This is a genomic window from Klebsiella sp. ZJOU C1 (assembly GCF_035620215.1).
Classification (GTDB): Bacteria; Pseudomonadota; Gammaproteobacteria; order Enterobacterales; family Enterobacteriaceae; genus Klebsiella; species Klebsiella variicola.
In genome coordinates this window covers 751,881-778,767 of the sequence record NZ_CP141644.1, presented here as the reverse complement: position 1 = coordinate 778,767, position 26,887 = coordinate 751,881, and the positions used below count along the sequence as shown (strand labels likewise).

24 protein-coding genes are annotated in these 26,887 nt (G+C 57.6%); 9 read left to right on the top strand and 15 right to left on the bottom strand.

All coding sequences use genetic code 11. The annotated features are described in order from the left end of the window. Window positions 1–89: 89 nt before the first annotated feature. From lptD to apaH, 6 genes are read left to right on the top strand one after another with little or no spacing between them, the layout of a single operon-like run. Entirely contained in the window at window positions 90–2,438 is a 2,349-nt protein-coding gene (gene lptD / locus SPE70_RS03670; protein WP_008807471.1) for an LPS assembly protein LptD, read from the top strand. A gap of 54 nt (window positions 2,439–2,492) precedes the next feature. Then, complete coding sequence (surA, locus tag SPE70_RS03665) at window positions 2,493–3,779, top strand: peptidylprolyl isomerase SurA (RefSeq protein WP_008807472.1); 1,287 nt, start codon at window positions 2,493–2,495, stop codon at window positions 3,777–3,779. Window positions 3,780–3,784: 5 nt separating this feature from the next. Next, on the top strand, window positions 3,785–4,774 hold the full coding sequence (gene pdxA, locus SPE70_RS03660) for a 4-hydroxythreonine-4-phosphate dehydrogenase PdxA (RefSeq protein WP_012968953.1): 990 nt from the start codon (window positions 3,785–3,787) through the stop codon (window positions 4,772–4,774). Beyond that, window positions 4,771–5,592: a 16S rRNA (adenine(1518)-N(6)/adenine(1519)-N(6))-dimethyltransferase RsmA gene (gene rsmA / locus SPE70_RS03655; protein WP_008807474.1), complete on the top strand. Its 822-nt coding sequence runs from the start codon at window positions 4,771–4,773 to the stop codon at window positions 5,590–5,592. Before pdxA ends, rsmA begins: the two co-directional genes overlap by 4 nt. Before the next feature lie 2 nt (window positions 5,593–5,594). Then, entirely contained in the window at window positions 5,595–5,972 is a 378-nt protein-coding gene (gene apaG / locus SPE70_RS03650) for a Co2+/Mg2+ efflux protein ApaG (protein WP_004204274.1), read from the top strand. 4 nt (window positions 5,973–5,976) lie between these two features. Next, window positions 5,977–6,825, top strand: a complete 849-nt coding sequence (gene apaH / locus SPE70_RS03645; RefSeq protein ID WP_008807475.1) for a bis(5'-nucleosyl)-tetraphosphatase (symmetrical) ApaH — start codon at window positions 5,977–5,979, stop codon at window positions 6,823–6,825. 292 nt (window positions 6,826–7,117) lie between these two features. On the opposite strand, the gene folA is transcribed toward apaH, so the two are convergent. From folA to SPE70_RS03615, 6 genes are all read right to left on the bottom strand, one after another. Next, entirely contained in the window at window positions 7,118–7,597 is a 480-nt protein-coding gene (gene folA, locus SPE70_RS03640; RefSeq protein ID WP_022066142.1) for a type 3 dihydrofolate reductase, read from the bottom strand. Window positions 7,598–7,771: 174 nt separating this feature from the next. Then, complete coding sequence (gene kefC, locus SPE70_RS03635; protein WP_012542877.1) at window positions 7,772–9,637, bottom strand: glutathione-regulated potassium-efflux system protein KefC; 1,866 nt, start codon at window positions 9,635–9,637, stop codon at window positions 7,772–7,774. Continuing rightward, on the bottom strand, window positions 9,630–10,163 hold the full coding sequence (gene kefF, locus SPE70_RS03630) for a glutathione-regulated potassium-efflux system oxidoreductase KefF (RefSeq protein WP_008807478.1): 534 nt from the start codon (window positions 10,161–10,163) through the stop codon (window positions 9,630–9,632). Before kefF ends, kefC begins: the two co-directional genes overlap by 8 nt. A gap of 95 nt (window positions 10,164–10,258) precedes the next feature. Continuing rightward, complete coding sequence (locus SPE70_RS03625) at window positions 10,259–11,563, bottom strand: MFS transporter (protein ID WP_064166848.1); 1,305 nt, start codon at window positions 11,561–11,563, stop codon at window positions 10,259–10,261. Between the two features lie 70 nt (window positions 11,564–11,633). Continuing rightward, window positions 11,634–12,584 carry a 2-hydroxyacid dehydrogenase gene (locus SPE70_RS03620; protein ID WP_022066144.1) on the bottom strand — a complete coding sequence of 317 codons (951 nt, stop codon included), beginning with the start codon at window positions 12,582–12,584 and terminating at the stop codon, window positions 11,634–11,636. Between the two features lie 210 nt (window positions 12,585–12,794). Further along, window positions 12,795–13,787: a LacI family DNA-binding transcriptional regulator gene (locus tag SPE70_RS03615; protein ID WP_012968956.1), complete on the bottom strand. Its 993-nt coding sequence runs from the start codon at window positions 13,785–13,787 to the stop codon at window positions 12,795–12,797. A gap of 236 nt (window positions 13,788–14,023) precedes the next feature. Here SPE70_RS03615 and idnO point away from each other — a divergent pair, with 236 nt between their 5' ends. The 3 genes from idnO to SPE70_RS03600 are packed head-to-tail and all read left to right on the top strand — an operon-like array spanning window position 14,024 to window position 15,798. Beyond that, on the top strand, window positions 14,024–14,788 hold the full coding sequence (idnO, locus tag SPE70_RS03610; protein WP_008807482.1) for a gluconate 5-dehydrogenase: 765 nt from the start codon (window positions 14,024–14,026) through the stop codon (window positions 14,786–14,788). Window positions 14,789–14,803: 15 nt separating this feature from the next. After that, window positions 14,804–15,334 (top strand): gluconokinase, encoded by a 531-nt coding sequence (locus SPE70_RS03605; RefSeq protein WP_008807483.1) that lies wholly within the window; start codon window positions 14,804–14,806, stop codon window positions 15,332–15,334. After that, window positions 15,331–15,798: a NanQ anomerase/TabA/YiaL family protein gene (locus SPE70_RS03600; RefSeq protein WP_022066145.1), complete on the top strand. Its 468-nt coding sequence runs from the start codon at window positions 15,331–15,333 to the stop codon at window positions 15,796–15,798. The genes SPE70_RS03605 and SPE70_RS03600 overlap by 4 nt, the downstream gene beginning before the upstream one ends. 47 nt (window positions 15,799–15,845) lie before the next feature. On the opposite strand, the gene SPE70_RS03595 is transcribed toward SPE70_RS03600, so the two are convergent. The 9 genes from SPE70_RS03595 to citC form a co-directional block, all read right to left on the bottom strand. Continuing rightward, complete coding sequence (locus tag SPE70_RS03595) at window positions 15,846–16,079, bottom strand: YgdI/YgdR family lipoprotein (protein ID WP_002888059.1); 234 nt, start codon at window positions 16,077–16,079, stop codon at window positions 15,846–15,848. A 168-nt stretch (window positions 16,080–16,247) separates the two neighbouring features. After that, the gene (gene carB, locus SPE70_RS03590; RefSeq protein ID WP_008807485.1) at window positions 16,248–19,472 is read right to left on the bottom strand and encodes a carbamoyl-phosphate synthase large subunit; all 3,225 of its coding nucleotides are present in this window, start codon (window positions 19,470–19,472) and stop codon (window positions 16,248–16,250) included. A gap of 17 nt (window positions 19,473–19,489) precedes the next feature. Beyond that, window positions 19,490–20,638: a glutamine-hydrolyzing carbamoyl-phosphate synthase small subunit gene (gene carA, locus SPE70_RS03585; RefSeq protein WP_136047502.1), complete on the bottom strand. Its 1,149-nt coding sequence runs from the start codon at window positions 20,636–20,638 to the stop codon at window positions 19,490–19,492. 457 nt (window positions 20,639–21,095) lie between these two features. Continuing rightward, window positions 21,096–21,917, bottom strand: a complete 822-nt coding sequence (gene dapB / locus SPE70_RS03580; protein ID WP_324726478.1) for a 4-hydroxy-tetrahydrodipicolinate reductase — start codon at window positions 21,915–21,917, stop codon at window positions 21,096–21,098. Between the two features lie 228 nt (window positions 21,918–22,145). Beyond that, window positions 22,146–23,054 carry a triphosphoribosyl-dephospho-CoA synthase CitG gene (gene citG, locus SPE70_RS03575; RefSeq protein WP_012968958.1) on the bottom strand — a complete coding sequence of 303 codons (909 nt, stop codon included), beginning with the start codon at window positions 23,052–23,054 and terminating at the stop codon, window positions 22,146–22,148. A gap of 18 nt (window positions 23,055–23,072) precedes the next feature. Then, window positions 23,073–24,599 carry a citrate lyase subunit alpha gene (gene citF, locus SPE70_RS03570; protein ID WP_136047503.1) on the bottom strand — a complete coding sequence of 509 codons (1,527 nt, stop codon included), beginning with the start codon at window positions 24,597–24,599 and terminating at the stop codon, window positions 23,073–23,075. A 10-nt stretch (window positions 24,600–24,609) separates the two neighbouring features. Then, window positions 24,610–25,479, bottom strand: coding sequence for a citrate (pro-3S)-lyase subunit beta (gene citE, locus SPE70_RS03565; protein ID WP_012968960.1), 870 nt, complete (start codon window positions 25,477–25,479; stop codon window positions 24,610–24,612). Further along, window positions 25,476–25,769: a citrate lyase acyl carrier protein gene (gene citD, locus SPE70_RS03560; RefSeq protein WP_023297055.1), complete on the bottom strand. Its 294-nt coding sequence runs from the start codon at window positions 25,767–25,769 to the stop codon at window positions 25,476–25,478. Before citD ends, citE begins: the two co-directional genes overlap by 4 nt. Window positions 25,770–25,799: 30 nt before the next feature. Continuing rightward, window positions 25,800–26,828, bottom strand: coding sequence for a [citrate (pro-3S)-lyase] ligase (gene citC, locus SPE70_RS03555; RefSeq protein ID WP_012542889.1), 1,029 nt, complete (start codon window positions 26,826–26,828; stop codon window positions 25,800–25,802). Between the last annotated feature and the right edge of the window lie 59 nt (window positions 26,829–26,887).

Here is a 26,887-nt window from a genome sequence, read left to right as displayed (position 1 = left end):
ATTAACACTAGCGTGATAATGTTGAGTAAGTTAGGCTCTGACCGTTTGCAAGCCGCTGCCACAAGATGATGGAACAATAAATACAACGTATGAAAAAACGTATTCCCAGCCTCCTGGCTACGATGATTGCCAGCGCCTTGTATAGCCAACAAGGCCTCGCTGCCGATCTCGCAACGCAATGTATGCTTGGCGTGCCAAGCTTTGATCGTCCGCTCGTGGAAGGGCGGCCTGGCGATCTGCCGGTGACGATTAACGCCGATCATGCGAAGGGCAACTACCCGGATAATGCCGTCTTCACCGGCAACGTCGATATTAACCAGGGGAACAGCCGCCTGCGTGCCGACGAAGTGCAGCTGCATCAGCAGCAGGCCGCGGGCCAGGCGCAACCGGTGCGAACGGTGGATGCGCTGGGCAACGTCCATTACGACGATAACCAGGTGATCCTCAAAGGGCCTAAAGCCTGGTCAAACCTGAACACCAAAGATACCAACGTCTGGCAGGGCGATTATCAAATGGTCGGACGCCAGGGACGCGGCACGGCGGACCTGATGAAACAGCGCGGCGAAAACCGCTATACCATTCTGGAAAACGGCAGCTTTACCTCCTGTCTGCCGGGCTCCGACACCTGGAGCGTCGTGGGCAGCGAAGTCATCCACGACCGTGAAGAGCAGGTTGCCGAGATCTGGAACGCCCGCTTTAAGCTGGGCTCAGTACCGATTTTCTACAGCCCTTACCTGCAGTTGCCGGTGGGCGACAAACGTCGTTCCGGTTTCCTGATCCCGAACGCCAAATACAGTACCAAAAACGGTGTGGAATTCTCCCTGCCGTACTACTGGAACATTGCGCCGAACTTCGATGCCACTATCACCCCGCACTATATGAACAAACGCGGCGGCGTGATGTGGGAAAACGAATTCCGCTACCTGACCCAGCTCGGCAGCGGCTTAACTGAATTCGACTACCTGCCGTCGGATAAAGTCTACGAAGACGATCATTCGAGCGACAGCAACAGCCGCCGCTGGCTGTTCTACTGGAACCACTCCGGGGTTATCGATCAGGTATGGCGTCTGAACGCTGACTACACCAAGGTCAGCGATCCTGACTACTTCAACGATTTCAGCTCGAAATATGGTTCCAGTACCGACGGCTATGCGACGCAGAAATTCAGCGCCGGTTACGTCAATCAGAACTTTGACGCGACGGTATCGACCAAGCAGTTCCAGGTCTTTGACCGGGAATCGAGCAACTCCTACTCGGCTGAGCCGCAGCTCGACATCAACTACTACCAGAACGATGTCGGCCCGTTCGATACCCATCTGTACGGTCAGGTCGCCCATTTTGTTAACTCGAATAACAACATGCCGGAAGCGACCCGCGTTCACCTCGAACCGACGATCAACCTGCCGCTGTCCAACGCCTGGGGCAGTCTGAATACTGAAGCCAAGCTGCTGGCGACCCACTACCAGCAGAGCAACCTCGATAAGTACAACGCCGCCAACGGCACTGACTACAAAGAGTCTGTCAGCCGCGTAATGCCGCAGTTTAAAATCGACGGTAAAATGGTCTTTGAACGCGACCTGCAGGAGGGATTCACCCAAACGCTGGAACCGCGCATGCAGTATCTGTACGTGCCGTACCGCGATCAGAGTGAAATCGGTAGCTACGACTCCACGCTATTGCAGTCGGACTACACCGGCCTGTTCCGCGACCGTACCTATAGCGGTCTGGACCGCATCGCGTCAGCCAACCAGGTCACTACCGGCATCACCTCTCGCGTGTATGATGCCGCCGCCGTGGAACGTTTTAATATTTCCGTTGGTCAAATCTACTATTTCACCGAGTCACGCACCGGTGATGACAACATCAACTGGGAGAACAACGACACCACGGGTTCACTGGTATGGGCCGGCGATACCTACTGGCGCATCGCCGATGACTGGGGTTTACGCGGAGGGATCCAGTACGACACCCGTCTGGATAACGTCGCTACCGGTAACGGCACCATTGAATACCGTCGCGATGAAAACCGCTTAGTCCAGCTTAACTATCGTTACGCCAGCCCGGAATATATTCAGGCTACACTGCCTTCATATTCCACGGCGGCACAATATAAACAGGGTATTTCGCAGGTGGGGATGACCGCCAGTTGGCCGATCGTCGATCGCTGGTCTGTGGTCGGGGCATACTACTTCGATACCAATACCCGGAAAGCAGCAAACCAGATGTTGGGTGTTCAGTATAACTCCTGCTGCTACGCCATCCGTCTTGGCTACGAACGTAAAGTCAACGGCTGGGATAGCAACAACAACGGCGGCGAGAGCAAATACGACAACACCTTCGGAATCAATATTGAATTGCGCGGTCTGAGCTCTAACTACGGCCTCGGCACCCAGCAGATGCTGCGTTCGAACATTTTACCGTACCAGAGCTCCCTGTGATGCGGCTGGTTTACAACATCGTCCGCATTTGCGGTTAATTGAAATGGAAAAAGTATGAAGAACTGGAAAACGCTGCTTCTCGGTATCGCCATGATCGCGAATACCAGTTTCGCTGCCCCTCAGGTGGTCGATAAAGTAGCGGCCGTCGTCAATAATGGCGTCGTGCTGGAAAGCGACGTCGATGGTTTGATGCAATCAGTTAAGCTCAATGCGGGTCAGGCTGGCCAACAGCTGCCGGATGACGCGACACTGCGCCATCAAATCCTCGAAAGACTGATCATGGACCAGATCGTATTGCAGTTGGGGCAGAAGATGGGCGTGAAGGTCTCTGACGACCAGCTCGATCAGGCCATCGCCAACATCGCCAAACAAAACAACATGACCATGGATCAGATGCGCAGCCGTCTGGCCTATGAAGGCATCAACTACAACACCTACCGTAGCCAGATCCGCAAAGAGATGCTGATTTCGGAAGTGCGTAACAATGAAGTGCGTCGCCGTATCACCGTGCTGCCGCAGGAAGTCGAAGCGCTGGCAAAACAGATTGGCGACCAGAACGATGCCAGCACCGAGCTTAACCTGAGCCACATCCTGATCCCGCTGGCGGAAAACCCGACCGCGGATGAAGTTGCCGCAGCTCAGGAGCAAGCAAATGCCATCGTTGAACAAGCGCGCAACGGCGCTAACTTCGGTAAACTGGCCATCACCTACTCCGCTGACCAACAGGCGCTGAAGGGAGGCCAGATGGGCTGGGGTCGTATCCAGGAGCTGCCTGGTATTTTCGCCCAGGCGTTAAGCACCGCCAAAAAAGGGGATATCGTCGGCCCGATCCGCTCTGGCGTCGGCTTCCACATTCTGAAAGTCAACGACCTGCGCGGCGGGACTCAGAACATCTCCGTCACCGAAGTGCATGCCCGTCATATTCTGCTTAAGCCGTCGCCGATCATGAATGATGCCCAGGCCCAGGCCAAACTGGAACAAATCGCGGCTGACATTAAGAGCGGGAAAACCACCTTCGCCAAAGCGGCGAAAGCGTTCTCTGAAGATCCGGGTTCAGCAAACCAGGGCGGTGATTTAGGTTGGGCGACGCCGGACATCTTCGATCCGGCATTCCGCGATGCGCTGATGCGTTTGAACAAAGGGCAGACCAGCGGACCGGTGCACTCCTCCTTCGGCTGGCATCTGATCGAACTGCTGGATAGCCGTCAGGTCGACAGAACCGACGCCGCGCAGAAAGATCGTGCATACCGCATGCTGATGAACCGCAAATTCTCTGAAGAAGCGGCAACCTGGATGCAGGAACAGCGCGCCAGTGCGTATGTTAAAATTCTGAGCAACTAATATCGATGCCTGAAATCCGTAAAGTTGTCATCACTCCCGGCGAACCCGCCGGGATTGGCCCTGATCTGGTCGTGCAGCTTGCCCAGCGCGACTGGCCAGTTGAGCTGGTGATCTGCGCCGACGGCGCCCTGTTAACTGACCGAGCCCAGCGGCTCGGTCTTCCTTTATCTCTCCTCCCATACGATCCTGCGCAACCGCCCGTTCCGCAACGCGCTGGTACGCTGACGCTGCTTAACGTACCGCTGAACGTTCCGGCGGAACCCGGCGTGCTGAGCGTGCAAAACGGCGCCTATGTCGTGGAAACGCTGGCGCGCGCTTGCGACGGCTGCCTTAGCGGCGAATTTGCGGCGTTAGTGACCGGCCCGGTGCACAAAGGCAACATCAACGACGCCGGCATCGCCTTCACCGGTCATACCGAGTTCTTCGAAGAGCGCGCGAAGGCCAGCAAAGTGGTGATGATGCTGGCGACCGAGGAGCTGCGGGTGGCGCTGGTGACGACCCATCTGCCGTTGAAAGCCATCAGCGAAGCAATAACGCCCGAGCTGCTGCGCGAGATCATCACCATTCTCGATCACGATCTGCGCACGAAATTTGGCATTGCCCAGCCGCATGTGCTGGTTTGCGGGCTTAACCCGCACGCTGGCGAAGGCGGCCATATGGGAACGGAAGAGATAGATACCATTATTCCGGTGCTGGAAGAGATGCGCGCGAAGGGGATGAACCTCAGCGGTCCGCTGCCGGCAGACACCCTCTTTCAGCCCAAATACCTTGACCATGCCGATGCGGTACTCGCGATGTACCACGATCAGGGCCTGCCCGTGCTAAAATACCAGGGCTTTGGCCGTGGCGTGAACATTACGCTCGGTTTACCTTTTATTCGTACCTCCGTCGACCACGGCACCGCACTGGAATTAGCGGGTCAGGGAAAAGCGGACGTCGGCAGTTTTATCACGGCGCTTAATCTCGCCATCAAAATGATTGTTAATACCCAATGAATAATCGAGTCCATCAGGGCCATTTAGCCCGTAAACGCTTCGGGCAGAACTTCCTCAACGATCAGTTTGTGATCGACAGCATCGTCTCGGCGATTAATCCGCAGAAAGGCCAGGCGATGGTTGAAATCGGCCCGGGTCTCGCCGCGCTGACCGAACCGGTCGGCGAACGTCTTGACCAGCTGACCGTTATCGAACTGGACCGCGATCTGGCGGCTCGCCTGCAGACGCACCCGTTCCTCGGACCGAAGCTGACCATCTATCAGCAGGATGCGATGACCATGAACTTCGGCGAACTGGCGGAGAAAATGGGCCAGCCGCTGCGCGTCTTCGGCAACCTGCCGTACAATATCTCGACGCCGCTAATGTTCCATCTGTTCAGCTATACTGATGCCATTGCCGATATGCACTTTATGCTGCAGAAAGAAGTGGTCAATCGTCTGGTTGCCGGGCCGAACAGTAAGGCGTATGGTCGGTTAAGCGTGATGGCGCAATATTATTGCCAGGTGATCCCGGTACTCGAAGTGCCGCCGAGCGCGTTTACCCCGCCGCCTAAGGTTGACTCCGCGGTGGTTCGCCTGGTGCCGCACCGCACCATGCCGTATCCGGTAAAAGAGGTCCGGGTACTGAGCCGCATCACCACCGAAGCCTTCAACCAGCGCCGTAAGACCATCCGCAATAGTCTCGGCAATCTGTTTAGCGTTGAAGTGTTGACCGAGCTGGGCGTCGACCCGGCAGTGCGTGCGGAAAATATTTCTGTAGAGCAGTACTGTAAGATGGCCAACTGGTTATCCAACAATCTGCCTTCGAAGGAGAGCTAACCATGATTAATTCGCCTCGTGTTTGCGTTCAGGTGCAAAGCGTCTATATCGAATCGCAGTCTTCTCCGGAAGAAGAGCGTTACGTCTTCGCTTATACCGTCACCATTCGCAATCTGGGGCGGAGTCAGGTTCAGCTGCTTGGCCGCTACTGGCTCATCACTAACGGCCACGGTCGTGAGACTGAAGTTCAGGGTGAAGGGGTGGTCGGCGAGCAACCACATATTCCCGCTGGCGGTGAATATCAATATACCAGCGGCGCGGTCATCGAAACGCCGCTGGGAACCATGCAGGGTCATTATGAGATGATCGATATCGACGGCGCGCCGTTCCGTATCGAGATCCCTGTGTTCCGTCTCGCAGTTCCAACGCTCATTCATTAAAACAATGTCAACATACCTTATTGGCGACGTTCACGGTTGCTACGATGAACTGATCGCATTATTAGCGCAGGTTGAATTCGACCCGAGCACCGATACGCTATGGCTGACCGGCGATCTGGTGGCCCGTGGCCCGGGGTCGCTGGAGGTCCTGCGCTATGTCAAATCTCTGGGCGACAGTGTGCGACTGGTGCTGGGCAACCATGATCTCCACCTGCTGGCCGTCTTCGCCGGTATCAGCCGTAACAAGCCGAAGGATCGTCTGAAATCCCTGCTGGAAGCCCCGGATGCCGACGAGCTGCTCAACTGGTTGCGTCGCCAGCCGCTGCTGCAGGTGGATGAAGAGAAAAAGCTGGTGATGGCCCACGCGGGCATCACGCCGCAGTGGGATCTGGAGACCGCCCAGCAGTGCGCGCGCGATGTAGAAGCGGTGCTCTCCAGCGACTCCTACCCTTTCTTCCTCGATGCCATGTATGGCGATATGCCGAATCACTGGAGCAACGAGCTGAGCGGTCTGGCGCGCCTGCGCTTTATCTCTAATGCTTTTACCCGCATGCGCTACTGCTTCCCCAACGGCCAGCTGGATATGTATTCGAAAGAGGCGCCCGAGGACGCCCCAGCGCCGCTGAAGCCGTGGTTTGCCATTCCTGGCCCGGTCAGCAATGCCTACAGCATTGCCTTTGGCCACTGGGCTTCACTGGAGGGACGCGGTACGCCGGAGGGGATTTACGCCCTGGATACGGGCTGCTGCTGGGGCGGGGAACTCACCTGCCTGCGCTGGGAAGATAAGCAGTACTTCACCCAGCCGTCGAACCGCCAGAAAAGCCTCGACGAAGGCGAAGCCGTCGCGTCCTGAGTCTTCCCGGATGGCGGCGCGTTGCGCCTTATCCGGGCTACATTGCCTTGCGATTTGTAGCCCCGGGCAAGAACGGCGGGCGCGGAGCCACTTTTGTGTCGGGTGGCGGCTAACGCCTTACCCGACCTACATTTCCTTGCGATTTGTCGCCCGGACAGCGCTCCCGAAAGACGAAGCCTGCGACGGGGAACATGACGAGATACTGAGTGCGCCTTCGTCGCGGAATTCACGCAAAAGAAAACCCCGGTCACGCCAGGCGCGACCGGGGTTTTTTCATTGCTATCCTTCCAGCTTAACGGCGTTCGAGGATCTCAAAGCAGTAGCTGTGTGAGTTCTGCGCGTCAGCGTCATGAAACTCGCTGAACACCGACTCCCACTGGTCCGGGTCGTAATCCGGGAAATGGGTATCGCCTTCCACTTCCGCATCAATGTGGGTCAGATAGAGCTTATGCGCTTTCGGCAGGAACTGCTCATAAACGCGGCCGCCGCCAATCACCATAATCTCTTCCACATCGCCGCAGGCAGCAATCGCTTCCTCCACTGAGGAGACCCACTGCACGCGATCGTCGCTGCCGGGTTTGCTGCTGATCACGATATTTTTACGCCCCGGCAACGGGCGCCCAATGGATTCCCAGGTCAGACGCCCCATCACCACCGGCTTATTTAACGTGTTGCGTTTGAACCAGGCGAGATCGGCAGGCAGGTTCCATGGCATGGCGTTTTCCATACCAATGACGCGATCTACCGCTAACGCCGCAATCAGACTGATCATTCATTCATTCCCGAGTGCAAAAAATTGTCGCCACTATACGGAAAGCGTACTACTTCGTCGACTGGCCGGAAGGTAAAGAATAAGAAAATTTTCTGATTTGCTGGCAAGCCCACGTTCACACCGTGGGCCGCCAGAACCGGTTCTAAACGGAAAACAAAATGTTACTGACGAGCGTCAGGCTGAGGGCTTATTTTCCGGCTCATCGGCAATATCCCCGGTGTGCCTGCCCTCTTCCGTCCCCTGCCAGCCGTGACGCTGCACCAGCGACAGATGATGACGATCTTCGTTGATGATGCCGGTGAGCATATCGCTGGTCCGCTTGAAGACCGCCACCCGCGACGCCGCGTCGTTTTCCGCCATCGCCACCATCTCTTCGACCATCTGCAGGTTGAAGCGACGGAACAGATCGGCCCGCTCGCGGGCTTCATAGGCGCCGAGTCCCAGCGCCTCCAGCGTCATTCGGCCGGACTTCAGCGCCGCCTCGAAGGTTTCACGCTCCGGCGCCTCGACGCCAGCCTGGCGCAGCTTAATGTAATGATCGACATCGCGGGCGCGGGAGATGATCTGCAGATGCGGAAAATGCTCTTTTACCCTCTCCACCAGCTCAAGGCTGACGTGCGGATCGTCGATGGCATTGATCAGTACTTCCGCCTTTTCGGCGCCAGCCGATTCCAGCAGGTCGACCCGGGTGGCATCGCCGTAGAAAACCTTCATATCAAATTTGCGCAGGGTATCAACATGATCCGGGTCGTGATCGAGGATCACCATCTTCACCCCGCTGGAGAGCAACAGTCGCCCGGCAATCTGTCCGAAGCGGCCAAAGCCGGCAACAATCACCCGCGGCTGCTCTTCATCAATCTCGTCAGCATCCCGCGCCTGGCCGCTGGCCGATTTCTCCAGACGGGTCAGCAGGACCAGCAAGACCGGCGTCGCCGCCATCGACAGCGCCACCGCCAGGGTCAGCGCCTTAGCCCATTCGCCGTCCAGTACATCCGCCATCCGCGCGGCGCCAAAGACCACAAACGCAAACTCGCTTCCCTGCCCCAGCAACACTGCAAACCAGCGGCGCTGGGCGCGTGGCACGCCCAGCGGCCTGGCGATAAGCCACAGCATCAGCATTTTTATCGCCAGGAAACCGACCAGCAAAATAACGATACGCAACGGATGAGTCACGAGAGTGCCGAAGTCAATCGACATGCCGACGCCGATAAAGAACAACCCCAGCAGCAGTCCTTTAAACGGCTCAATATCGCTCTCCAGCGCATGACGATACTCGGAGCTGGCCAGCAGCACCCCGGCGAGAAACGCCCCCATCGCCATCGACAGCCCGACTTCCTCCAGCAGCAATCCAAAGCCGAAGACCAGGAACAGCGCCACGGCGCTGAACACTTCGCGCAGGCCGGAACGGGCGACAAAGCGCAGCAGCGGACGGGTCAGATAGCGCCCCAGGGCCACCACCAGCGCCAGCGCCGCGGCCACCTTCAGCGCGGAGAGGGCAAACGCCACCAGCGAGGTGGCGCCGCCGCTGGCCGCCAGCAGGGGGATCATCGCTACCAATGGGATCGCCGCGATATCCTGAAACAGCAGCACCGCGAAGGCGCTCCGCCCCATCTGCGACACCGTCAGATTGCGCTCATTCATCGCCTGCATCGCAATGGCTGTGGAAGAGAGCGCCAGGGTCATGCCTATCAGCTCGGCCACCTGCCAGCGCAGGCCCAGCAGCATGCAGAACAGACCGATCAATACCCCGCAGGCTACCATCTGCAGCGCGCCGCCGCCGAACACCGAGGCGCGTAGCTTCCACAGCCGCTGCGGATCCAGCTCCAGACCAATCACGAACAGCATCAGCACCACGCCGATCTCGGCAAAGTGCAGAATCGCCTCGGCGTCAGTCACCAGCCGCAGCCCCCACGGGCCGATAATACAGCCAGCGATCAGATAGCCCAGCACCGACCCCAGCCCCAGGCGGACGGCGATGGGCACAATCAGCGCCGCGGCGCCCAGGTAAATCAGCGCTTGTATCAGCGTATGGCTATCCATTCTGGTGTGCCTCCTGCCAGTCGATTAAGCGTTGACGATAATGGCGGGCCTGCGCCTGCAGCGTTTCGTCATCGCAGATAAAAGTGCAGTGCATGGCGAACGGCGGCAGCCATTTCATTCCGCAGTAAAGCGCGGTTGCCTGCAACGGCTGCGCCAGCACCGGAAAACCGGGGAATGAGCCGATGTCGAAGTGGCTTTCACCGCCGCCGGTGGTCACCGCCCACATCAGCGATTTACCGCGCAGGGCAATACCGTTGTGACCATAGGCCCAGCCGTGCGCCAACACTTTGTCCATCCACAGCTTGAGCAGCGGCGGTACGCTATACCATTGCATAGGGTGCTGCCAGATAACCAGATCGGCACGGGCCAGCGCCGCCTGCTCGGCGGCGACATCGATATTAAAGTCGGGATAGAGTTGATAGAGGGAGCGTATCTCTACGCCTTCAAGCGTCCCTGCCTGTTCAAGCATTCGCTTATTCGCATGAGAATGCTGCGGATAAGGATGCGCATAAATTATCAGAATCATTGATTGGCCTGCGTTTGCTCTTGTCGTAATCAGCAAGAGTGTAGACAGTTAAGCCAACCGCTTACAATGATAACTGTGATTTATGTCGCAGTGGGTTACGCATTTCGGGGTTGCTTCTTGATCGCCACATCAGAATCGCTGTCGACCAGATCGCATTGCTTCGGTAGCAGAAAGGTCATTGTGCCGGCGATAATCAACGAACCGGCCAGGGCGCAGACCGCCACATTCTGGCCGTAGAGATACATCATCACGCCCACCAGATAGGGGCCACAGAATCCGCCGAGATTGCCCAGACCATTGATCACCCCGCGTGCGCTGCCCGCCACCTCCGGCGAAGCGATACGCCCCGGCATCGACCAGAACGGACTGGTAGCCGATTTGAGAAAGAAGCCGCAGATCACCAGCGCGATATAGGCCGCCACCATGTGTTCGCGCAGCACCACCGACGCCACCAGCGCTGCCGCAAAACTGTAGAGCGAGAAGCGAACCCACAGACGACGCTTACCGCTGTGGTCGCTGAACAACGAAATCACATAGATCCCGGCCAGCGTGGCGACAAACGGCAGCACCGCCAGGAAGCCAACGCTGGCCATGTTGCCGCCGGTTAACCCCTTCAGAATGGTCGGCAGCCACAACGTGTAGCCATAATCCCCGGTCTGGTAGAAAAAATTGAGGATCACCAGCTTCATCAGTCCGGCATTACCAAACACATCCTTCACCGGGGCCTTGCTGACTGGGGCTTCGGCCTGCTTCGCCGCACGCTCGGCGGCCAGGGTGGTCACCAGATAGTCACGCTCGCGGGCGGGCAACCAGTGGGCCTCTTGCGGACGGTCGCTGATCATAAACCACCACACGACCAGCACCACCAGCGACAACAGCCCTTCGATGATAAACAGCCAGCGCCAGTCAAGCGCCGCAATAATGGCGCCGGAGACCGGCGCGGTGAGCATGCCGCCGAGCGGGGCAAACATCATCACAAACGCGTTCGCGCGACCCAGCTCTTTTTCCGGAAACCAATTGCTGACCATGGTCAGCACTACCGGCAGCATTCCCCCTTCCGAAACCCCGAGAATAAATCGCAGCACCAGCAGTTGATATTGATGAGTCACAAACCCTGTCGCCACGGAAACGATAGCCCAGGCTACCAGCGACCAGGCAATAAATTTTTTACCGCTGCCGTTAACCGCAATTCGCCCACCGGGAATTTGCAAAAATAAATAACCAATAAAAAAGATACCACTGGCCACGCCGGCCATTTGGCTGGTAATGCCTAAATCGGCCTCCATGCCGCCTGGCAGGGCAAAGCTAATATTAACCCGGTCCATAAATGACATAATGCAGGCAATTAACACCGGCACAATGATACGCAGCCAACGGGTGCTGGGAATTTTCTCGTTCATATATTTGCACTCTCTATGCAGAGGTTATTGTTTTGATTGAGATCGCGCGGGTACAGAAATAAAAAGCTAATTAATCGATAGCGTTTGGCAGCGCTGCGCCGGCAAACCAGGCGGCGACGTTAGCAAAAACCACTTCGCTCATTTTCTGTCGTGTTTCCTGCGTGGCGCTGGCGACATGCGGCTGCAGCACCACGTTATCGAGGGCGATCAGCGCCGCCGGGACCTGGGGTTCCTGTTCGAAAACATCGAGCCCGGCCCCGGCGATAACGCCGTTTTGTAACGCGTGGATCAACGCCTTTTCATCCACCAGCGAACCGCGGGCAATATTGATAAGCCAGGCATGCGCCGGCATCACGTTAAACACCGAGGCGTCGATGATGCCGCGGTTCGCCTCGCCGCCGGATGCGGCAATCACCAGAAAATCGCTCTCATGCGCCAGGGTATGCAGGTCGGCACACCACTGATAATCGAGGCCCGCTATCTTTTTACGGTCGGTATACAGCACCTGCATATCAAAACCCCGCGCCCGGCGGGCGATCGCCTGGCCAATATTCCCCATACCCAGCAGGCCGATACGCTTCCCGCTGACCTGAGTCGCCAACGGCATACCACCGCTCAGCCAGCGTCCCTCGCGGACAAAGCGATCGCCCTGACAGAGCTGACGGGAACCGGCCAGCAGCAGCCCCATCGCCAGGTCAGCGACATCATTCGTCAACACCCCGGAGGTGATGGTGACGGCAATTTGCCGCGAGCGGGCATACGCCAGATCCACCGCATCGGTACCGACGCCGAAGATGGCAATCAGCCCAGCCTGAGGCAGCAACTCAAGGACGCTGTTTGCTACGCCGACGTCGCCGCGAGTGACCACGACGGCAATGTTCTCTCCTTGCTCACGCAGAAAGGCGATCGGATCGTCCTGCTCGTAGAGACGCAACAGCGGGAAATGCTCCGCCAGCTGCCGCTGCAGGGTTTCAATTACGGGGGCCACTAAAAGGACGGCGCGGGGAATAACACTCTTCATCAGATCACCTGTTTGACGTTTGGTTACGACGGTAGCCACTATCAAACGGGTTTTTATCGGGGGATTTTGCGATCTGTATCACGCTGAATCGTGTTAAAAATGCGTGTTACCGGACGCGTGATCGTGAAGACAAAACGGCGACCAGACAGGCGATGGACCGCGCGCGCATTAACCTTTCGCTAACACACGACAGGCGCTGGCTGGTGGCCGTTAAATCGTTTCGCCCATCGACAGGCGGTAGTGGAGGTCCACTTTTTCAATGGTGGGCAGTCCTTTGATTTTCTTTATTAAAATCTCTGTCGCCACCTTACCCATCTCGAAGCGCGGCGTCAGGACGCTGGCCAGCCGGGGAGAGACGATCTGGCCGATCTCCAGGCCATGAAAGCCCGCGATAGCCAGCTCCTGGGGCACGCTGATACCGGATGCCAGGCACTCCTGTAACACGCCCACCGCCAGGTCGTCATTAGTGCACAGGATACCGTCCATATCGGCGTACATTTGCCGCGCCAGGGTCATCATGCCGGTGCCAATGGAAACCGACGAGACTTTATTCGGCGCAATGCGCCCCACCGCCAGCCCGGCACTCTCCATCGCCCGACAGTAGCCCAGATAACGCTGCTCGTCGCGGACGTCGGACATCGAGCCGAAGTAGATGATCCGTCGTTTACCGCTGGCCAGCAGCATGGTGGTCATATCGAAGCCGGCCTGGAAGTTATCGAATCCGACGTTGATGCGTCCTGGATTCTCCGCCAGCCCCATCACTTCGGCGATCGGGATCTTCGCGGCATTCAGATACTTGTCCGCCCGCAGGGAGTGCACCGACTCGGTCAGCAGCAGTCCTTTCACATTAAACGCCAGCACGGCGGCAATCTGCTCCTCTTCACGCTGGCGATCGTAGTCGTAATTCACCACCAGCGTCTGGTAACCATGCCCGGCGGCGACAGATTCGATGCCGGCCAGCAGATCGGCAAAAATTTGATTATGAAAGGAGGGAATGAGTACGCCAATCCGCGGCACGGCGACGCTGGTCATCGCCGGATTATCCGGGTCGGGCTGATAGCCGATCTCCGCTATCACGCTGGCAATACGCTCCGCCGTCTCCGGTTTCACCTTTTCCGGGGTGCGCAAATAGCGGCTAACGGTCATCTTGGTTACGCCAGCCAGCTCGGCAATATCATGGAGAGTAATGCGTTGTGCTTTCATCTGTGTGTCCGCCAAATACCTGACTGCTTCAGGCCATTATGCCTGTCGGGGGGGCAAAAGAGAATGCCAGTCCGTAGCCGTTAACCTGTTGAGTCAGCGAGATTTACCGGCAGCGTCACGTTTAAAGTAACCCCTTTTTGTAACACGGTTCCGAGTGATCTTCATCACAGTTTCCCCCGGTAAAAATCCGTGAGATAGGGCACAGGTTTTCTTCAGCCGCTAATCAGGATATCGAGATGAACGATCTTTTCAGCTTACAAGGTAAACGCATTTTAATTACGGGCGCAGGACAGGGGATCGGTTTTGTCATGGCTCAGGGTCTGGCGCAATATGGCGCAGAAATCATTATTAATGACCTTTCTGCCCCGCGAGCGGACGATGCGGTGATGAAGCTCCGCGACGAAGGCGCCACCGCCCATGCTGCGGTATTTAACGTGACCGATGCCGAGGCCGTTGAAGAAGCCATTGCCAATATCGAAGCGCATCTTGGCCCGATTGACGTGTTATTCAATAACGCCGGGATCCAGCGCCGCCACCCGTTTACCGAATTCCCGGTGCAGGAATGGAATGACGTGATTTCAGTTAACCAGACGGCGGTATTTCTCGTCTCTCAGGCCGTCGCGAAGCGCATGGTTGACCGCCAGCAGGGAAAAATCATCAATATCTGCTCCATGCAGAGCGAGCTGGGGCGCGACACCATCACCCCCTACGCCGCCGCCAAAGGCGCGGTGAAGATGCTAACCCGCGGAATGTGCGTTGAGCTGGCGCGGCACAACATTCAGGTCAACGGCATTGCCCCGGGCTACTTTAATACGGCGATGACCCGGACGCTGGTTGAGGATAAGGCGTTTACCGACTGGTTATGCAAACGCACCCCTGCCGCCCGCTGGGGCGATCCGCAGGAGCTGGTCGGCGCTGCCGTCTTTTTATCGTCAAACGCGTCGAATTTCGTCAACGGCCATCTGCTGTTCGTTGACGGCGGCATGCTGGTCGCGGTCTGAGAGAAGGAGCGCATGATGGCAGGACAATGCATTATTTTGATGGGCGTCTCCGGAACCGGCAAATCCACCGTCGGTCAGGCATTGGCCCACGCGCTGGGAGCGAAATTTATCGACGGCGACGACCTTCATCCACGCAACAATATCGTCAAAATGGCCACCAGCCAGCCGCTGAATGATGAGGATCGTCAGCCGTGGCTGACGCGTATCGCCGACGTCATTTTCAGTCTTGAGCAGAAAAACGAGTCAGGTGTATTGGTCTGTTCCGCATTAAAAAAGCGCTATCGCGACCGCCTGCGTGAGGGGAACGCGAAGCTACGCTTCCTGTGGTTGACCGGGGATTATGACTGCATTTTGCAGCGAATGCGCCAGCGTAAAGGCCACTTTATGCCAGAAGCGTTACTGCGTAGCCAGTTTGCCGCCCTGGAAACACCCGACGCCAGTGAAAGCGATGTTCTGGCCGTCGATATTACCCCCGACGTCGCCAGTATTGTCGCTCACTCATTAACGTTACTTCATTCGCAACAACCGCAGAGGATCCCGGCATGATTATCGATACCTTAACCGCCGCCGCCGAAAATGAGCTCTATCCGCCGGTGATCCGCCAGGCGCTGCAGGCCGTGTTACAGCAACAACCGCACGCGCTGCCGCCGGGGAAATATACCGTCGAGAGTGATAATGTGTTTTTTACCGTCGTCGAAGGCCATACCCGGCCGCTGAGCGAGCAACGCCCGGAATATCATCGTCAATATCTCGACATTCACATTGTGCTGAAAGGTGAAGAGATCATCGGTGCCGGGAATAAAGGGCTGCCGATCGTTGAAGATGGTCACTTCAACACGACGCAGGATATCGGTTTCTGTCAGGCTATCGACAGCGAAACGCTGATTCATCTCTACCCGGAAGAGCTGGCGATCCTCTTCCCTGGCGAATTACACCGCCCGATGGCCTGCCTCGAACAAGGCGCAGCGTTGCGTAAAATCGTGGTTAAAATCGATCGCGCGCTACTGTAACGCGATCGTTCGGCCCCGCACACTCCCCGCGGGGCCTGGGATAACTATTAGTTATCCAGCTCATCCATGGACTTCACCTGGTCGCGGTTAATCTGCTCCACGCGGCCGGTTTCGGCATTTTTGTATGAGACGAGGCCGGTGTCATCATCCACCTGCGGTTTGCCGCTGGTGACAATGGTCTTGCCATCGGTGGTTTTGATCGACTGATTCGATGAGCAGCCGGCCACGAACATGATTGCCGTCGCTGCCAGTGCGGATGCCACCAGAATATTGTTCCGCATTGTATCCTCCTGTCTTTTCATCAATAGGTATCGTTATGGTGCTCACTATAGTTAGCCTGACCCGACAGGTGGTTAAAAGCAGAACTCTCCGAAGATGACTGCAGCCCAAAAAAAGGGCTGACGATGTCGTCAGCCCTGGTTTGTTGCTCTCCGGCCAGGCCGGCGCGCTTATTTGGTGATTTGCGCGTGCATTTCCTGAACCGAAATCACCTTCTCGGTGGCGTCAGCATTCAGCGCCATCGCGGTGGCAAAGCCGCCGTTCAGGGTGGTGTCGTAATGCACCTTGTACTGCAGCGCGCTGCGGCGAATCAGCTTGGAGTCTTCAATCGCCTGGCGACCTGCGGTGGTGTTGATGATGTAGGTGTATTCGCCATTCTTGATACGGTCCTGAATGTGCGGACGACCTTCATGCACCTTGTTCACCAGACGCGGGTTGATACCGGCTTCGCCCAGCACAATCGCCGTACCGTGGGTCGCATCCAGCTCAAAGCCAAACTTCAGCAGCTTCGCCGCCAGGTCGACCACGCGCTCTTTGTCGCCTTCGCGAACGGAGAGCAGTGCACGGCCCTGTTTCTTCATGGTCGAGTTGCTGCCCAGCTGCGCTTTGGCGAATGCTTCCGCGAAGGTACGGCCCACGCCCATCACTTCCCCGGTAGAGCGCATTTCTGGCCCTAACAGCGGGTCAACGCCCGGGAATTTGTTGAACGGCAGAACCACCTCTTTCACCGAGTAGTACGGCGGGATGATCTCTTTGGTCACGCCCTGCTGCGCCAGCGTCTTACCGGCCATTACGCGCGCCGCGACTTTCGCCAGCGGGACACCGGTGGCTTTGGAGACGAATGGTACGGTACGCGCCGCACGCGGGTTCACTTCAATCAGATAAACTTCGTTATCTTTCACCGCGAACTGGACGTTCATCAGGCCGCGAACCTGCAACTCGAAAGCCAGCTTCTGCACCTGCTCGCGCATCACATCCTGAATTTCCTGGCTCAGCGTATACGCTGGCAGGGAACAGGCTGAGTCGCCGGAGTGTACGCCCGCCTGCTCGATATGCTCCATGATGCCGCCAATCAGCACCATCTCGCCATCGCAGATGGCGTCGACATCCACTTCAATCGCGTCATCGAGGAAGCGATCCAGCAGTACCGGTGCATCGTTGGAGACGCTAACCGCGGTCTGGAAGTAGCGGCGCAGATCCTGCTCGTCGTAAACAATTTCCATCGCCCGGCCGCCGAGCACGTAAGACGGCCGAACCACCAGCGGGTAGCCAATCTCTTTCGCTCTCTCTACCGCCTGCTCAATGGCAGTGACGGTGGCGTTCGCCGGCTGCTTCAGCTTCAGACGGTCAACCGCATGCTGGAAGCGCTCACGGTCTTCCGCGCGGTCGATAGCGTCCGGGCTGGTGCCGATAACCGGTACGCCTGCGGCTTCCAGGGCGCGCGCCAGCTTCAGCGGCGTCTGGCCGCCGTACTGGACGATAACGCCCTTCGGCTTCTCGATGCGCACGATTTCCAGCACGTCTTCCAGGGTCACCGGCTCGAAGTACAGACGGTCGGAGGTGTCATAGTCGGTAGACACGGTTTCCGGGTTACAGTTGACCATGATGGTCTCGTAACCGTCTTCGCGCAGCGCCAGAGAGGCGTGTACGCAGCAGTAGTCAAATTCGATACCCTGGCCGATACGGTTCGGGCCGCCGCCGAGGACCATGATTTTATCGCGGTCAACGGACGGGTTGGACTCACACTCTTCTTCATAAGTGGAGTACATGTAGGCGGTATCGGTGGCGAATTCGGCGGCGCAGGTGTCTACGCGCTTGTAGACCGGATGCAGGTCATACTGGTCGCGCAGCTTGCGAATTTCCGCTTCCCGCACGCCCGCCAGTTTCGCCAGACGCGCATCGGCAAAGCCTTTACGCTTCAGGGTACGCAGGAAGTCGGCGTCGAGGCCGTTGATGCCCACTTCCACCACTTTCTCTTCCAGACGCACCAGCTCTTCAATCTGCACCAGGAACCAGCGGTCGATATTGGTCAGGTTGAAGACGCCGTCTACCGAGAGGCCGGCGCGGAAGGCATCCGCGATGTACCAGATACGCTCGGCGCCAGCGTCTTTCAGCTCGCGGCGAATTTTAGTCAGCGCTTCCGGGTCGTCGAGGCTCACTTTCGGGTCGAAGCCGGTGGCGCCCACTTCCAGGCCGCGCAGCGCTTTCTGCAGCGATTCCTGCTGGGTGCGGCCAATGGCCATCACTTCGCCGACGGATTTCATCTGGGTGGTCAGACGGTCGTTCGCGCCAGCGAATTTTTCGAAGTTGAAGCGTGGAATTTTGGTGACCACGTAGTCGATGGACGGCTCGAAGGAAGCCGGAGTGCGGCCGCCGGTGATGTCGTTCATCAGCTCGTCAAGGGTGTAGCCCACTGCCAGCTTGGCCGCCACTTTAGCAATCGGGAAGCCGGTGGCTTTCGAGGCCAGCGCCGAAGAGCGGGAAACGCGCGGGTTCATTTCGATAACGATCAGGCGACCGTCTTTCGGGTTCACCGAGAACTGCACGTTTGAGCCGCCGGTTTCCACACCGATTTCACGCAGGACCGCCATCGAGGCGTTACGCATGATTTGGTATTCTTTGTCGGTCAGGGTCTGCGCCGGGGCAACGGTGATGGAGTCGCCGGTATGGATCCCCATGGCATCGAAGTTTTCAATCGAGCAGACGATGATGCAGTTGTCGTTCTTATCGCGCACCACTTCCATCTCGTACTCTTTCCAGCCGATCAGCGATTCATCGATCAGCAGTTCGTTGGTCGGAGAGAGATCCAGGCCGCGTTCGCAGATTTCTTCGAACTCTTCGCGGTTATAGGCGATACCGCCGCCGGTGCCGCCCATCGTAAAGGACGGACGGATAATGCACGGGAAGCCAACGTCGGCGGCAACCGCCAGCGCTTCTTCCATGGTGTGGGCGATGCCGGAGCGCGCGGTGTCGAGGCCGATTTTCTTCATCGCCACGTCGAAGCGACGACGGTCTTCCGCTTTATCAATCGCGTCCGCAGTGGCGCCGATCATGGTCACGCCGAACTCTGCCAGCACGCCCTGACGTTCCAGCTCCAGCGCACAGTTCAGCGCGGTCTGGCCGCCCATGGTCGGCAGCACGGCATCCGGGCGCTCTTTTTCGATAATTTTACGTACCACTTCCCAGTGAATCGGCTCGATGTAGGTCGCATCAGCCATTTCCGGGTCGGTCATGATGGTCGCCGGGTTGGAGTTCACCAGAATAACGCGGTAGCCCTCTTCACGCAGGGCTTTACAGGCCTGCGCGCCGGAGTAGTCAAACTCACACGCCTGACCGATAACAATCGGGCCCGCGCCCAGAATCAGGATACTTTTTATGTCTGTACGTTTTGGCATTGCTCTTTTACTCCTGATTATTTCGCGGACTGACGGTAGAGCTCAATTAACTCGATAAAGTGGTCGAACAGCGGCGCGGCATCGTGCGGCCCCGGGCTCGCTTCAGGGTGCCCCTGGAAGCTAAACGCCGGTTTGTCGGTACGATGAATGCCCTGCAGGGTGCCGTCGAACAGCGACTTGTGGGTCACGCGCAGGTTGGCCGGCAAGGTGGCTTCGTCAACCGCAAAACCGTGGTTCTGCGCGGTGATCATCACCACATTGTTATCAATATCTTTCACCGGATGGTTGCCGCCGTGGTGGCCGAACTTCATCTTAATGGTCTTCGCACCACTCGCCAGCGCCAGCAGCTGATGGCCAAGGCAGATACCGAATAGCGGAATATCGGTCTCAAGGAATTTTTCAATCGCGTCGATAGCGTAATCGCACGGCGCCGGGTCGCCTGGGCCGTTAGAGAGGAAAATACCGTCCGGATTCATTTTCAGCACGTCTTCGGCAGAGGTCTGCGCCGGCACCACCGTCAGGCGGCAGCCGCGGTCCACCAGCATGCGCAGGATGTTGCGTTTCGCGCCGAAGTCATACGCCACAACGTGGAACGGCAGCTCGCTTTCCGCTTTCGCTTCCGGCAGGTCGCCCGCCAGAGTCCAGCTGCCCTGCGTCCAGCTGTAGGTTTCTGCGGTGGTCACTTCCTTCGCCAGATCCATGCCGTTCAGACCCGGGAACGCTTTCGCTTTCTCCAGCGCCAGCTGAGCATCCGGGCTGTCGCCCGCGATGATGCAGCCGTTCTGCGCCCCTTTCTCACGCAGCAGACGCGTCAGCTTGCGGGTATCGATATCGGCAATCGCCACGATGTTATGGCGCTTCAGATAAGAAGAAAGATCTTCAGTATTGCGGAAGTTGCTGGCAATCAGCGGCAGATCGCGGATCACCAGACCCTGCGCGTGTACCTGAGAAGATTCTTCATCGGCGGCGTTGGTGCCGACATTACCAATATGAGGATAAGTAAGAGTGACGATTTGGCGGGAATAGGAAGGATCAGTGAGGATTTCTTGATAACCGGTCATTGAAGTATTGAAAACGACTTCCCCAACCGCCGTGCCGGTTGCCCCGATGGCCCGACCGTGAAACTGGGTTCCGTCTTCCAGAACCAATAGCGCTGACTTAATCAAAACACCCTCCAGAGAATATCCACTCACTTTATTTGCATATTAATTCATAAACACGATCTGAATCAATGCAAATCTGTTGCCCGCAGATTTTTGGCAAACGGCGGCATTCTGGAGAGATGTCGGATAAAAGTCAACTTAAAGCGGAGATTTTTAATGTCATTTTACGCCACTGGCGCATAACATGTGATTTTTACGCCAAAAAGATCAACAAACCTGGCTGAGAAAACGCTTGCGGACGGGAAAGAGTGTAAAACCTGGCGACGAAGCGCTAAAAAGTGGACCAAATGGTCAAAATTTACATTTCATTCACCAAAAACAGCATGAATATTATTATTTATAGCTATCACAACGTAAAACACACACCAAACCCACAAAAATAAAAAAGGGCAACAATATATTGCCCCTTGCATCAATAACTTATTGATTGCAATAACCACATCACGATGGGTAATAATCGTTATAAACTGTTCAAACCCAGCACATCACGCATGTCAAACAGACCATTTTTCTTGTCTTTCAGCCATAATGCAGAGCGAACCGCGCCATTAGCAAAGGTCATCCGGCTGGAGGCTTTATGGGTGATTTCAATACGCTCACCGATATCAGCAAACATCGCCGTATGCTCCCCGACGATATCGCCCGCACGGACGGTGGCGAAGCCAATGGTGCCCGGAACGCGTTCGCCGGTATGACCTTCACGACTGTAGACGGCGCATTCCTTCAGATCTTTGTTCAATGCTCCGGCGATCGCTTCGCCCATCGCCAGCGCGGTGCCTGACGGCGCATCCACTTTATGCCGGTGGTGCGCTTCGATAATTTCGATGTCGGTGTAGTCGCCCATCACCTTTGCCGCCTTCTCCAGCAGCTTTAACAGGACGTTGACGCCGACGCTAAAGTTAGCGGCGAAGACAATGGCAATCTCCTGCGCGGCGTCGCGAATCGCCTGCTTGCCAGCGTCGTCAAAACCGGTGGTGCCGATGACCATCCCTTTACCGTGCTCGCGGCAAAACGCCAGATGATTCAGCGTGCCTTCCGGGCGGGTAAAATCGATCAACACGTCGAAATCATCTTTTACCGCCGTCAGGCTGCTCTGCACCGCGACGCCCGCTTTGCCGGCGCCCGCCAGCTCCCCGGCGTCGCTGCCCACCAGGCTTGACCCTTCGCGCTCCAGCGCCGCGCCCAGCGCCACGCCTTCCATCTGCAATGCAGCCTGAATTAACTGGCGTCCCATCCGGCCGCCCGCGCCGGCGATGGCCACGCGGATTTGTGCATCATGCATAGCTATTCTCTTTTGTTAACATTACGTAAATTGTTTTCAGAGTAACCAGCCCGTCAGCGGGCCGCTACTCAAAAACGCCGATAATTAGAAATTTATGACAAACGGCGGACGATATCAGTAAAAACTATACGATTGTGCCGCAATTCCATGTTTACGTAGTGACAACCGGGAAGGCTAATGATGGCGCCTTCGCCCGTACAGTGCGGGCGAAGGCGGTGTTGCAGTGGGTTACAGCGGGAAAAGCGCGCCGGCGGGAAACGTGGATAAAAACCAGGTCACCGCCAGCAGATCGGCGCTGCCGCCGGGGCTGAGATGGCGGGCAATCAGCTCATCGTCAAACTGGCGCAGCGCCTCCAGCCCGCCGTCCGCCAGCACGCCGCCCTGCCACAGCAGTCGCTGCGCCTCCTGCTGGACAAAGTTCAGCCCGGCAAGCCCGCCGCGCGAGACCAGGTTGGTGTCATCATTCCACGCCATCAGATGCAGCAGGGTTTGCAGCAGCGCCAGATTGCTGTCGCCGGTCTCTTCCATCATGCGGGTAAAGACTGGCAAGGCCTGGGTACGCACCGTCAGGAAACCGCTCTCCGCCTCGCCGCGGGCCCCGGGGAGACCATAACGCAGAAAATGAGCCTCGCCTTTACTAAGCCGTTCCCCGCCAGCAGAAGACAATTCCTGCATAACCATGCCGCGACAGAAGCGCGCCACCTGATCGCAAAGCCGGTGCTGCTCTATCGGCTCACCTTTCGACACCAGCCTGCCCGCCGCCGCGCTGAGCAGGCCAAAAGCGAAGATCGCCCCGCGATGGGTATTCACCCCGCCGGTGGCCTCCAGCATATCGTTCTCACAGGCCATCCCCACCGGGCGCAGCATCATCAATACCTGCTCCGGCGCGACCGCCGCAGTATCGTGGCCCATGATGAAAAATTTCTCCATCCATGGCGCCACCACCGCGGTGCTGGCCTCAAACGAGGCCAGATCCATATCCCGGTGCGCGCCAGCGTTACGAATATCCACCAACCCGGGCTTAGGGGTCAGGCGAACTTCGGTCAACAGCGCGCGCTCTACCGCGCTGACCACCTCTTCGGCACTCAGTGGCTTCACGCGCCGCACACGCGCCGGATTAATTAACACGTCGCTCATGGCCTTTCCCCTCTGCGTTTAGTCGCTGTTTTTCACCTGACGAATCACATCGATGACCGAACCGTCGCGATAGCGCACCACCGCCACCACCCGATCGGTAAATTCGATCGGCTGCGGCTTGCCGGTTAGCAGTTCCGCACGCTGCTGCAGCTCCTCAATGGTCATCAGCGGAATGCCTGCGCTGCGCAAATTGTCGATCAGGTCCTGACGTGCCGGGTTGACCGCTATGCCGTGGTCAGTGACCAGCACATCCACGCTGGCTCCCGGCGTCACGCGGGTCAGCACTTTTTCCACGACGCAGGGAATTCGCCCGCGAACTAACGGCGCGGTAATGATGGTCAGATCCGCGCCGGCGGCGGTATCGCTATGTCCGCCGGAAGCGCCGCGCAGCACGCCGTTAGAGCCGGTCATCACGTTGACGTTAAAGTCGGTATCGATTTCCAGCGCGCTGAGCATTACCACGTTTAAGCGCTCGCAGGAGGCGCCTTTAGAGCCTGGGCTGGCATACTGATTGGTGGAGATCTCGACGTGGTTCGGGTTCTGCGCCAGCGAACGCGCGGCGTCGCCATCGAACGACTGGGTATCGAGCAGCGTTTTGATCAGCCCCTTTTCGTGCAGATCGACCATCGTGCCGGTGATGCCGCCGAGGCCGAAGCTGGCGGTAATGCCGTTACGGCGCATTTTGTCTTCGAGGAAGCGGCTCACCGCCAGCGAGGCGCCGCCGGTGCCAGTCTGCAGCGAGAAGCCGTCTTTAAAGTACCCGGAATGCTCGACCACCTTCGCCGCCTGGCGGGCAATCAGCAGTTCGCGCGGGTTGCTGGTCAGACGGATCGCCCCAGCGGTAATTTTTTGCGGATCGCCGACTTCGTCCACCTGGACGATCAGATCCACCTGATCCTGGGCAATGCTGGCCGGATAGTTTGGGTAATCCACCCACGCTTCGGTCAACAGCACTACGCATTTGGCATGTTCCGCATCAACGCGCGCATAGCCCAGCGAACCGCAGCGCGACTTACCGCTAAAGCCGTTGGCATTGCCAAACTCATCGCAGCAAGGGACGCCGAGAAACGCCACATCAATCGACAGTTCGCCGCTTTGGATCAGCTGTACGCGACCGCCGTGGGAGTGGATCTGCACCGGGTTTTCCATCAGGCCGGCGGAGATCTCCTCGCCCAGCTTGCCGCGCAGACCGGAGGTATAGATCTGGCGGATCACGCCTTTTTTAATATGCTCGATCAGCGGCCAGTGGGCGTCGATCAGCGAACTGGATGCCAGGGTCAGATCGCGAAAGCCCATTTCCGCCAGCGTTGCCATGACCATGTTGACCACTTTGTCACCGCCGCGAAACGCGTGGTGGAACGAAATGGTCATGCCGTTTTGCAGGCCGGAGCGACGGATTGCCGTTTCCAGCGAGTCGCAGATTTTACGCTGGCGCTTTTCTGTTTCACTGGCCAGCCACGGACTTTTCGCCGTCACGCCCGCATAAGGGGTCAGTCCTTCCGGCATCACGTACTGCTGATTAAGCATTGCTACTGTCTCTTTCATCTTGTTCCCCTTAATCACGAATCCCGGAAGCCGAGAGCGCCACCACTTTGCGAGCGTGGTCGATAATCGGTCCATCGATCATCTTGCCGTTGAGCGACACCACGCCCAGACCGCGCGACTCTGCCTCTTCCGCGGCGGCAATCACCTCCAGCGCATGGTCGACCTCTTTGCGCGTCGGGGCATAGACCTGATGCAGGAGTTCAATTTGTCGTGGGTTGACCAGCGATTTGCCGTTGAAGCCGAGGTTTTTCGCCAGATTCGCTTCCGCGAGGAACCCCTCTTCGTTGTTGATATCCGACCACACCACGTCATAGGCGGCGATGCCGGCAACGCGCGCGGCATGCAGTACCGCACAGCGGGCATAGAACAGTTCAGTGCCGTCGCCGCGAGAAGTGCCCATATCCATAACGTAATCGAAAGCCGCCAGCGCGATCGCCGCCAGACGCGGACTGGCGCGGGCGATCTCCACCGCGTTCACCACCCCCAGCGCCGACTCGATCGCCGCCATTAACTTGGTGCTGCCCACTTCCCGGCCGCATTCGCGTTCAATCCGCTCAACGTGCGCTTCCAGTTCATGGATATCTTCTTTGCTGTCGGTTTTCGGCAGACGTACCATGTCCACACCCGCGCGTACCACCGCTTCAAGGTCGGCAAGACCAAACGGCGTATTCAGCGGGTTAATGCGCACCACGGTTTCGATATCCTGATACAGAGGATGCTGCAGCGCCTGATACACCAGCAGACGAGCGGTATCTTTCTCGCGCAGCGAAACGGCATCTTCCAGGTCGAACATCACCGCATCAGCGCCGTAGACGAATGACGTGCTTAACATGGCGGCATTGGCGCCAGGGATGAACAGCATACTGCGACGTGGTTTCATAACTGGCTCCATTGCAATTGAGACTGTTGCGCCGCGCGCAGCGCCGCAGCCTGTACACGGGCCCGCAGTACGCACTCCAGGGCGCCTTTATCATCGACCACCACGTTGGCCTGCTTCACGCCAAGCTGCGCCAGCGTTTCTCTGACCACCTGCTCAATCGCAGCGCCAAACTGTTGTTTCACAATGCTGTCGATTTCCATCTGAATGCCCGGCTGCGCCGCCGGTCCAATCCTGACCATCACATCGCTGGACTCCAGCGTGCCGGCCAGGGCGTCAATCTTCATTTCCATAGGGGAAAATCCTTAGTTAGGGCGTATAAATCAGGCGGTTTGATGTTCGCTCTCCGCCAGTTGCATCAGAAAAGAGAGGGTGCCCGGCGGCACCAGCGCCGCGACGGCTTGCCAGTTGCGCTGTCGGTACAGCTCGCGCACGCGGGAAGCGGATATCGGCCCGCCGTTTTTTTCGATGCGCGCCAGCTCCACAACTTCAACAGGCGGCGCGTCACCGGGCGCTTCCAGCAACGCCTTCATGCGCTGGTTGTAGCTACGGGTCAGCGAACACAGCGGCTCGGTGCCGACAAAGCGATGGGTTATCTGCAGCGCCGGGGCCAGGCGTTCACGGAATATCTGCAGGTCAATCTGGCTGTGGCAGTCATCGACCACGCCCTGCTCTTTGAGGAAGTAGCCGGGAAACGTCGCCCGCGAGATGAGGTATGCCGAACCGGGATGCAGCGTCACTTTGTCGATGCCGGCGATACCTTTTTCGATAAGCGTAAAGCGATCGTGATAGGAAAAGCAGGAGGCATCTTCCTTCACGACAAACAGATGTAACCAGTCGCACTGGCGTGCCGCCTGCTCCACCAGCCAACGGTGGCCGAGGGTAAACGGATTGGCATTCATCACAATGGCGCCGATTTTGCGCCCCGGCTGACGGTACATCGCCAGCTGTCGGCAATAGCGCGTCAGCCGTTCGCGGCTGTTTTCCATTAATACGGCGCGATCGCCCGCCTGGGCAATTGGCCAGAAGCCTGCCCCGGAAAATAGCGCAGCGTTACTGGGTTTAGTGAATAAAAACAGCTCGCTGCGCCTCAGCTCATAGGCCAGCGTCAGGAGCTCGGTCAGTAATTTAAGGCTCAGCCCCTCCCCCTGCAGCGAGGGATCGATGGCGATGCATTTCAGCACATTGCCGGCGATAGCACCGCAGCCGACCAGCCGCTGCTGATACTCGGCGATAATCGCCATTTCGCAGTCGGCCTCTAACGACAGTTGATGCTGGCGGAGAAACCGATCGATCGCCTCTCGCCGCGGTTTATCTTTTAATAGCTGAACGCGTTTTAATATCAGTGTCATTTTTTAGCGCTTCGTCATTTCAAAACGAACTGTATTTCGCCAGCGTTCGGCTATGGATT

What these genes read in the sequence shown, in the direction of transcription:
- folA (WP_022066142.1), bottom strand. Translation starts at nt 7,597, where the DNA reads ATGATCAGTCTGATTGCGGCGTTAGCGGTAGATCGCGTCATTGGTATG.
- citD (WP_023297055.1), bottom strand. Translation starts at nt 25,769, where the DNA reads ATGGAAATGAAGATTGACGCCCTGGCCGGCACGCTGGAGTCCAGCGAT.
- citC (WP_012542889.1), bottom strand. Translation starts at nt 26,828, where the DNA reads ATGACACTGATATTAAAACGCGTTCAGCTATTAAAAGATAAACCGCGG.
- SPE70_RS03595 (WP_002888059.1), bottom strand. Translation starts at nt 16,079, where the DNA reads ATGCGGAACAATATTCTGGTGGCATCCGCACTGGCAGCGACGGCAATC.
- SPE70_RS03615 (WP_012968956.1), bottom strand. Translation starts at nt 13,787, where the DNA reads ATGAAAGCACAACGCATTACTCTCCATGATATTGCCGAGCTGGCTGGC.
- rsmA (WP_008807474.1), top strand. Translation starts at nt 4,771, where the DNA reads ATGAATAATCGAGTCCATCAGGGCCATTTAGCCCGTAAACGCTTCGGG.
- carB (WP_008807485.1), bottom strand. Translation starts at nt 19,472, where the DNA reads ATGCCAAAACGTACAGACATAAAAAGTATCCTGATTCTGGGCGCGGGC.
- SPE70_RS03600 (WP_022066145.1), top strand. Translation starts at nt 15,331, where the DNA reads ATGATTATCGATACCTTAACCGCCGCCGCCGAAAATGAGCTCTATCCG.
- kefF (WP_008807478.1), bottom strand. Translation starts at nt 10,163, where the DNA reads ATGATTCTGATAATTTATGCGCATCCTTATCCGCAGCATTCTCATGCG.
- dapB (WP_324726478.1), bottom strand. Translation starts at nt 21,917, where the DNA reads ATGCATGATGCACAAATCCGCGTGGCCATCGCCGGCGCGGGCGGCCGG.
- SPE70_RS03625 (WP_064166848.1), bottom strand. Translation starts at nt 11,563, where the DNA reads ATGAACGAGAAAATTCCCAGCACCCGTTGGCTGCGTATCATTGTGCCG.
- kefC (WP_012542877.1), bottom strand. Translation starts at nt 9,637, where the DNA reads ATGGATAGCCATACGCTGATACAAGCGCTGATTTACCTGGGCGCCGCG.
- lptD (WP_008807471.1), top strand. Translation starts at nt 90, where the DNA reads ATGAAAAAACGTATTCCCAGCCTCCTGGCTACGATGATTGCCAGCGCC.
- citE (WP_012968960.1), bottom strand. Translation starts at nt 25,479, where the DNA reads ATGAAACCACGTCGCAGTATGCTGTTCATCCCTGGCGCCAATGCCGCC.
- citG (WP_012968958.1), bottom strand. Translation starts at nt 23,054, where the DNA reads ATGAGCGACGTGTTAATTAATCCGGCGCGTGTGCGGCGCGTGAAGCCA.
- citF (WP_136047503.1), bottom strand. Translation starts at nt 24,599, where the DNA reads ATGAAAGAGACAGTAGCAATGCTTAATCAGCAGTACGTGATGCCGGAA.
- pdxA (WP_012968953.1), top strand. Translation starts at nt 3,785, where the DNA reads ATGCCTGAAATCCGTAAAGTTGTCATCACTCCCGGCGAACCCGCCGGG.
- SPE70_RS03605 (WP_008807483.1), top strand. Translation starts at nt 14,804, where the DNA reads ATGGCAGGACAATGCATTATTTTGATGGGCGTCTCCGGAACCGGCAAA.
- apaH (WP_008807475.1), top strand. Translation starts at nt 5,977, where the DNA reads ATGTCAACATACCTTATTGGCGACGTTCACGGTTGCTACGATGAACTG.
- apaG (WP_004204274.1), top strand. Translation starts at nt 5,595, where the DNA reads ATGATTAATTCGCCTCGTGTTTGCGTTCAGGTGCAAAGCGTCTATATC.
- idnO (WP_008807482.1), top strand. Translation starts at nt 14,024, where the DNA reads ATGAACGATCTTTTCAGCTTACAAGGTAAACGCATTTTAATTACGGGC.
- SPE70_RS03620 (WP_022066144.1), bottom strand. Translation starts at nt 12,584, where the DNA reads ATGAAGAGTGTTATTCCCCGCGCCGTCCTTTTAGTGGCCCCCGTAATT.
- surA (WP_008807472.1), top strand. Translation starts at nt 2,493, where the DNA reads ATGAAGAACTGGAAAACGCTGCTTCTCGGTATCGCCATGATCGCGAAT.